This window comes from Myceligenerans indicum, from assembly GCF_016742955.1.
Classification (GTDB): domain Bacteria; phylum Actinomycetota; class Actinomycetes; order Actinomycetales; family Cellulomonadaceae; genus Myceligenerans; species Myceligenerans indicum.
On the sequence record NZ_JABBYC010000013.1, the window covers coordinates 90,558 to 97,392 of the forward strand.

Below are 6,835 nucleotides of genomic sequence, written 5' to 3' on the forward strand. Positions count from 1 at the left end.
CGGGAGCACGCCGGGCCAGGATGCGGCGGTCAGGGGATCCGCAGGTCCAGCTGGGATCCGACCGGCGCGCCGTCGTGGTGGAGCCGGGCGGAGGCCGCGCCGGACCCGGCCAGCGACCGCCAGTGCTCCCCCAGCCACTGCTCGGCGTCGAACTGACTGGTGAAGACCGGGGTGACGGGCTCCCCGAGGCGCACGCCCCCGTCGTCGTGCAACGCCCACTCCCACCGGGGGCGGATCGTGACGGTCAACCCTGCCTCCCGCTGCCGACCGAACCGGCGGACCGGGTCAGGGCGCGGTTGATGCCGGCCGCCCAGAACGGCCCCTCGTAGATGAAGGAGGTGTACCCCTGCGCGAGGTCGGCCCCGGCGTGCAGGTAGGCGCGGACGTCGTCGGCCGAGGTGATACCTCCGACGCCGATGATCACGGGGCCCTGCCCGAGCCGCTTGCGCAGGTGCGTCACGACCTCGACGCCGCGTGCCCGCAGGATCGGGCCGGACAGACCACCCGGTCCGCGGTCGTGGCCCACCGTGGTGTTCACCGCGACCACACCGTCGAGCTTGAGCTCCAGGGCGAGGTCGGCGACCGCCTCGATGTCCTCGTCGGCCAGGTCGGGAGCGATCTTCACGAGCAGCGGGACCTGACGCGGACCGGTGTGGCCGCCGCGTGCGGACATGGCGGCGGTGGCCTCGTCGGCCGCCTCACGCACCGCGATGAGGATGGGGCGCAGCGCTTCGGTGGCCTGCAGGTCGCGCAGCCCGGGGGTGTTCGGGGAGGAGACGTTGACGACGAGGTAGTCGGCCCACGGCGCGAGCAGCCGGGCGGAGTGGGCGTAGTCCTCGGCGGCCAGGTCGGGCCGGGTCCGCTTCGTCTTGCCGATGTTGGCGCCGACGACGATCGCGCGGCCGGCCCGTGTGGCGCGCAGGGCGCGCAGGCGCTCGGCGGCCGCGGCGGCGCCCTCGTTGTTGAATCCCATCCGGTTGCGCACACCGCGCAGGTCGAGCTCACGCCACAACCGCGGGCGCTCGTTGCCCGGCTGGCCGTGGGCGGTCACCGTGCCGATCTCGACGAACCCGAAGCCGAGCGCGGTCAGACCGCGGACCGCGCGGCCGTTCTTGTCGAAACCGCCTGCCAGCCCGAACGGCGCGGGCACGGTCCGTCCGAAGACGCGGACGCTGCCCGGCCCTCCGATACCGCGGCCGAGGTACGGGGCGAGCGCGCCCTGGACGACGTCGGCCACCACCGGCACCTTGCCCAGCAGCTCGATCCCCCGGAACGCCAGCTCGTGCGCGCGTTCGGGGTCCATCCGCCTGAATACGGCGTTGAAGAGCAGCGAGTAGGGAAAGCTCATGCCGTGGTCTCCTCCGATCCGTCCGACGGGTCCGGGCCCCGGTCCCCGTGCGCGGCCGGCCCTCGTGTGTGCCACAGCCACCACAGGCCGACGAAGGGCAGGACGAGCGGGACATAACCGTACCCCTGCCCGAACAGGCTCCATACCGTCGACTCACCGAACACGTCCCGGCTCACGAGCGATGCCGTACCGACGGTGAGCACGCCCACGGCCTCGACGCCGACCGCGACCCAGGCGACGCGGCGCCACCCGGGCGACGCACCGAGCGCCAGAGCCACCGTGGCCACCACGTACACGACGGCGGCCAGCGCGGACAACGCATAGGCCACGGGCGCCTCGCCGAACTTGGCGACGAGCTCGTAGGACGAGCGCCCCAGCGCGGCGAACGCCAGGATCCCGTAGACGGTCACGAGCACCCGGCCGAACCCCGTGGCGGTCGAGCGGGCCGCTCCACGCCTCGCGCTGCTCGCGGGCCCGCTCATACGCCCGTCCAGATCTGCCACAGGCGATAGTTGAGGAACCCGACCGTGAGCGCCGCCACCAGCAGCACCACCGAGGACCACTTGGTGCGCTCCGCGAAGGCCCACGCGGCTGCCACCGGCAGGATCACGAGGGAGGTCGCCATGTACCCCCAGAACAGCAGCGGGTCCGACGGCGGTCCGTGGGTGGCACTGCGGATCGCCGCGGTGATGGCCTGCGCGATGAGCACGCCCTCCACGATCGCTCCGCCCCAGAGCTGGTTGAGGATGACCGGACGGTCCTTGACGACGAACCAGGCGGCCCACCCGCCGAGTGCCACGCAGAGCGCGACCAGCAGGATCAGGAGGGGTAGCAGCACGGTGGAAGACTACCGGCGCCACGGAGTGCGATGAAATCTCCTGCCCCGATGTGTCGTGGTTCTCACCCGCAGCCCACGGCTGGACCGCCGTGAGCGCTCCTGCCGAGAGGACCCGCGGGCCCGCGCCCGCGCCACCACGACCGCCGTCGTACGCCGGGATAGCATCGCGGGGTGACCGACCTTTCCCTCTCCAGCAAGAATCCGATCGCCGTGCGCACGGACGCACTCGTCGTCGCCACGGCCAAGACGTCCGACGGGGTCGCGATCGTCGCCGACCACCTCCCGGCGGAACTCGTGACCGAGATCGAGGCCATCGCCCCGCAGCTCGGCATCACCGGCGCGCGCGACGAGGTCCGCAAGGTCCCGGCCGGACCGCGCCTCAAGGCCGACGTGCTCGTGCTGACCGGTCTCGGCGAACGTGCCGAGGACGGCACGTTCGCGCCGGAGATCCTGCGCCGCGCCGCGGGCGCCGCCACGCGCGAGCTGTCGGGCGTGGCCTCGGCAGCCGTGTCGCTCCCGGCGACGGACGACACCGAGCTCGCCGCCGTCGTCGAGGGCTCCCTGCTGGGTGCCTACCGTTTCGACAGGTACCGGTCCGGCGACGACGACGGCGCCAAGGCACCGGTCGGGTCCGTCGAGGTCCTGACCACCCTCGCGCGGGGGACGAAGGCCAAGCTGGCCGTCGAGCGGGCCGGCATCCTCGCCGGCGCCGTGCACGCCACGCGCGACCTGGTGAACGCCGCGCCGAACGAGCTGTACCCGGCCTCGTTCGCCGACGCCGCGAAGGCCGCCGCCAAGGACGTCAAGGGCCTCAAGGTCACCGTCCTGGACGACAAGCAGCTCAGCGCCGGCGGGTACGGCGGGCTGACCGCGGTGGGACAGGGCTCCTCCCGCGGGCCTCGCCTGGTGAAGATCGTGTACGCGCCCGCCAAGTCGGCCAAGGGCGCGGAGAAGATCGCCCTGGTGGGCAAGGGCATCACGTTCGACACCGGCGGGATCTCGCTCAAGCCGTCGGCCAGCATGGAGACCATGAAGTCGGACATGGCCGGCGCCGCGGCGGTGCTCGGGACCATGGTCGCCGTCGCGCGGCTCGGCCTCCCGGTCGCGGTGACGGCCTACCTCTGCCTCGCGGAGAACATGCCGGGCGGCAAGGCGCAGCGCCCCTCCGACGTCGTCACGATCTACGGCGGCAAGACGGTCGAGGTGCTCAACACGGACGCCGAGGGCCGGGTCGTCATGGCCGACGGGCTCGCCTCCGCGGTCGAGGACGGGCACGACACCATCATCGACATCGCCACGCTGACGGCCGCGCAAATGGTCGCGCTCGGGCCCTACACGGCGGGAGTCATGGGCACCGAGTCGGTGCGCGACGAGGTCAAGGCCGCCGCCGACACCGCCGGTGAGCTGTTCTGGCCGATGCCGCTGCCCGACGAACTGCAGGCGAACATCAAGTCCAAGGTGGCCGACGTGGCCAACTCCGGTCCCCGCTGGGGCGGGATGCTGAATGCCGGGCTGTTCCTGCGCACATTCGTGGGCGACACCCCCTGGGCGCACCTGGACATCGCCGGGCCGTCGTACAACGAGAAGGGCGCGCACGGCTACACCTCGCCCGGGGGCACGGGCGTGGGTGTCCGCACCCTGGTCGCCTTCCTGGAGAACCGGGCCGCGAAGTAGGGGCCCAGGCGGTGCCGCGGGGCGGCGGCAGCGCGTGGGTAGTGCCGCGGCCGCGGCCTCCCGACCGTTCAGCGCACATGCCGACTCGCCGGGTGCAGCCGGCGAGGGGTGCGGCCGGCGGATGACTACTTGCGGCGTTGCGCCGAGGTCCAGTCGCGCATCCGCTGGGGGTAGCCGATGAAACGGACGTTGTAGACCGGCACGCCGAGCTCGCCCGCCAGGTCGAAGGCGGTCTTCTCGTCGGGCACGCGGCGCCGGGTCCACTCCCCCGTCGTGGCCACGAGCAGGATCGTCGCGGGGATCTGGGCGGTGGGGGGTTCCACGTACGCCTCGACGCCCTGCCGGGTGTCGATGAAGTCACGCAGGTGCTGCATGGTCTGGCGGCGCGCGTCGCTCGACGGCCTGCCACCGGCGTCCGGACCGCCACGGGTGCGGCGACGGAACAATCGCGCGAAGGAAAGACGTGGGGATCTGGGCATGCCGCGAAGACTACCGGCACCCCTTGGGAGTCCCCTGAAAAAGCCCCAGGTCACGCCTGGGCCCCAGCAGGGCGTGCCGGGAATGTCTCCAGCATCACACCGGGAATCGACCCCACAAATTGGGGCCGGGCGTTCGAGGTGACAAGATGTCAGGCGGTGCGTCCGGCGCCCACAAGGCCTGCCTGCGCACACGACGACCCAGAGGCTGACCCGCTGGAGCGAGGAGCAACGCAGTGGCATCCACGGCAACGACCGCCGGCAACCCCGGCATCTTCGACCTCGTCGTGCTCGGTGGCGGCAGCGGTGGGTACTCCGCCGCGCTGCGCGCCGCACAGCTCGGACTGACCGTCGCCCTCATCGAGGAGGGCAAGCTCGGAGGAACCTGCCTGCACAACGGGTGCATCCCGACGAAGGCGCTCCTGCACGCCGCCGAGGTGGCCGACGTCGCACGTGAGGGATCCCGGCTCGGAGTGCGGACATCGTTGGACGGCATCGACATCGCGGGCGTTCACGCCTACAAGGACTCCGTCGTGGCAGGCCTCTACAAGGGGCTGCAGGGACTCGTCGCCTCGCGCGACATCACCTACGTGAGCGGGCACGGCTCGCTCGTGGCACCGGGCGTGGTCGAGGCCGACGGCGTCCGGTACGCGGGGCGCCATGTCGTGCTCGCCACCGGTTCGTACGCGCGCACGCTGCCCGGCCTGGAGATCGGCGGCCGGGTCATCACCTCCGACGAGGCGCTGTCGCTCGACCATGTACCGAACTCGGTGGTGGTGCTGGGCGGTGGCGTGATCGGCGTCGAGCTCGCCAGCGTGTGGCGGTCCTTCGGTGCCGACGTGCAGATCGTCGAGGCCCTCGACCACCTCGTCCCGTCCGAGGACGTCGCGCTGTCCAAGGCGCTCGAACGGGCGTTCCGCAAGCGCGGCATCGGGTTCACGCTCGGCGACCGCTTCGCGGAGGTCAAGCAGTCCGACGACGGCGTGCGGGTGACCCTCGAGTCCGGCAAGGCGTTCGACGCGGACCTGCTGCTGGTCGCCGTCGGCCGTGGCCCTCGCACTGCGGACCTCGGGTTCGAGACCGCGGGCGTCCGGCTGGACCGCGGGTTCGTCGTCACCGACGAGCGTCTGCGCACGGGCGTGACGACCCCTGACGGCGGTCAGGTGTGGGCCGTGGGCGACATCGTTCCCGGGCTGCAGCTCGCGCACCGCGGGTTCGCGCAGGGCATCTTCGTCGCCGAGTCGGTCGCGGCGTCGGCGGGTACGCCGTCCGGCGGCTCCACGGAGGATGCCGTCGTGGCGGAGCCGGTCCCCGTCGACGAGACCACGATCCCCCGGATCACCTACTGCGAGCCCGAGGTCGCGTCGGTCGGCGTGACGCAGGCTCGTGCCGAGGAACTGTACGGCGCCGACGGCGTCGAGACGCTCGAGTACAACCTGGCCGGCAACGGCAAGAGCCGCATCCTGGGCACCACGGGCTTCGTGAAGCTCGTGCGCCGCAAGGACGGCCCCGTGGTCGGCATGCATCTGATCGGCTCGCGCGTGGGCGAGCTGATCGGCGAAGGTCAGCTCATCGTGGGCTGGGAGGCGTTCCCGGAGGACGTCGCCTCGCTCGTCCACGCACACCCCACCCAGAACGAGGCACTCGGAGAGGCACACATGGCTCTGGCCGGCAAGCCTCTGCACGCCCACAACTGACCCAGTAACGACGAAGGAGACCACACCGGTCATGTCTGAGAACGTGCAGCTGCCGGCCCTCGGCGAGTCCGTCACCGAGGGCACTGTCACCCGCTGGCTCAAGAGCGTCGGCGACACCGTCGCCATCGACGAGCCACTGCTCGAGGTGTCGACCGACAAGGTCGACACGGAGATCCCCTCGCCCGTCGCGGGGACCCTGGAGCAGATCCTCGTGGAGGAGGACGAGACCGTCGAGGTCGGCGCCACTCTCGCCGTGATCGGCGACGGCTCCGGTGCCGGGGCGGCTCCGGCCGCGCCCGCCGCGGAGGCCGCGCCCGCTCCGGAGCCGCCCGCGGAAGCCGCCCCGGCGACGCCCGCCGCCGCTCCGGCCGCCGAGGCGCCCGCGGCACCCGCCGCTCCGGCCGGCGAGGGCACCGAGGTGAAGCTTCCCGCGCTCGGCGAGTCCGTCACCGAGGGAACCGTCACCCGCTGGCTCAAGGAGGTCGGCGAGGAGGTAGCGGTCGACGAGCCGCTGCTCGAGGTCTCCACCGACAAGGTCGACACCGAGATCCCCTCCCCCGTCGCCGGAACGGTCCAGCAGATCCTGGCGGCCGAGGACGAGACCGTCGAGGTCGGCGCCACGCTCGCGATCGTCGGATCCGGCGCTGCCGCTCCGGCGCCCGCCGCTCCGGCTCCGGCTCCGGCTCCGGCCGCAGCGGCTCCCGCGCCCGCCGCTCCTGCTCCTGCGCCCGCAGCGCCTGCGCCCGCGGCACCTGCTCCCGCACCCGCTGCGGCGCCCCCCGCCTGTCTCTTATACACATCT

8 protein-coding genes are annotated in these 6,835 nt (G+C 72.4%); 3 read left to right on the forward strand and 5 right to left on the reverse strand.

Translation table 11 applies throughout. The features are described 5' to 3' along the window. Positions 1–29: 29 nt before the first annotated feature. The 4 genes from HGK34_RS10065 to HGK34_RS10080 are packed head-to-tail and all read right to left on the reverse strand — an operon-like array spanning position 30 to position 2,186. A complete protein-coding gene (locus HGK34_RS10065; protein WP_201846725.1) occupies positions 30–248 on the reverse strand; it encodes a hypothetical protein in 219 nt (72 codons plus the stop codon). Further along, entirely contained in the window at positions 245–1,348 is a 1,104-nt protein-coding gene (locus tag HGK34_RS10070; RefSeq protein WP_201846726.1) for a quinone-dependent dihydroorotate dehydrogenase, read from the reverse strand. Before HGK34_RS10070 ends, HGK34_RS10065 begins: the two co-directional genes overlap by 4 nt. Further along, positions 1,345–1,830, reverse strand: a complete 486-nt coding sequence (locus tag HGK34_RS10075; RefSeq protein WP_244666591.1) for a hypothetical protein — start codon at positions 1,828–1,830, stop codon at positions 1,345–1,347. The genes HGK34_RS10070 and HGK34_RS10075 overlap by 4 nt, the downstream gene beginning before the upstream one ends. Beyond that, positions 1,827–2,186 (reverse strand): hypothetical protein, encoded by a 360-nt coding sequence (locus HGK34_RS10080; protein WP_201846728.1) that lies wholly within the window; start codon positions 2,184–2,186, stop codon positions 1,827–1,829. Before HGK34_RS10080 ends, HGK34_RS10075 begins: the two co-directional genes overlap by 4 nt. Before the next feature lie 171 nt (positions 2,187–2,357). Between HGK34_RS10080 and HGK34_RS10085 the strand changes: the two genes are divergently transcribed. Continuing rightward, complete coding sequence (locus HGK34_RS10085) at positions 2,358–3,860, forward strand: leucyl aminopeptidase (RefSeq protein ID WP_201846730.1); 1,503 nt, start codon at positions 2,358–2,360, stop codon at positions 3,858–3,860. A 125-nt stretch (positions 3,861–3,985) separates the two neighbouring features. On the opposite strand, the gene HGK34_RS10090 is transcribed toward HGK34_RS10085, so the two are convergent. Next, positions 3,986–4,339 carry an oxidoreductase gene (locus HGK34_RS10090; protein WP_201846732.1) on the reverse strand — a complete coding sequence of 118 codons (354 nt, stop codon included), beginning with the start codon at positions 4,337–4,339 and terminating at the stop codon, positions 3,986–3,988. A gap of 233 nt (positions 4,340–4,572) precedes the next feature. Between HGK34_RS10090 and lpdA the strand changes: the two genes are divergently transcribed. Further along, positions 4,573–6,033, forward strand: coding sequence for a dihydrolipoyl dehydrogenase (lpdA, locus tag HGK34_RS10095; protein WP_307815885.1), 1,461 nt, complete (start codon positions 4,573–4,575; stop codon positions 6,031–6,033). A 31-nt stretch (positions 6,034–6,064) separates the two neighbouring features. Further along, the coding region (locus tag HGK34_RS10100; RefSeq protein ID WP_307815886.1) for a biotin/lipoyl-containing protein at positions 6,065–6,835 on the forward strand (771 nt) is incomplete at its 3' end.

Coding starts and splice junctions, on each gene's coding strand:
- HGK34_RS10070 (WP_201846726.1), bottom strand. CDS start 1,348: ATGAGCTTTCCCTACTCGCTGCTCTTCAACGCCGTATTCAGGCGGATG.
- HGK34_RS10075 (WP_244666591.1), bottom strand. CDS start 1,830: ATGAGCGGGCCCGCGAGCAGCGCGAGGCGTGGAGCGGCCCGCTCGACC.
- HGK34_RS10090 (WP_201846732.1), bottom strand. CDS start 4,339: ATGCCCAGATCCCCACGTCTTTCCTTCGCGCGATTGTTCCGTCGCCGC.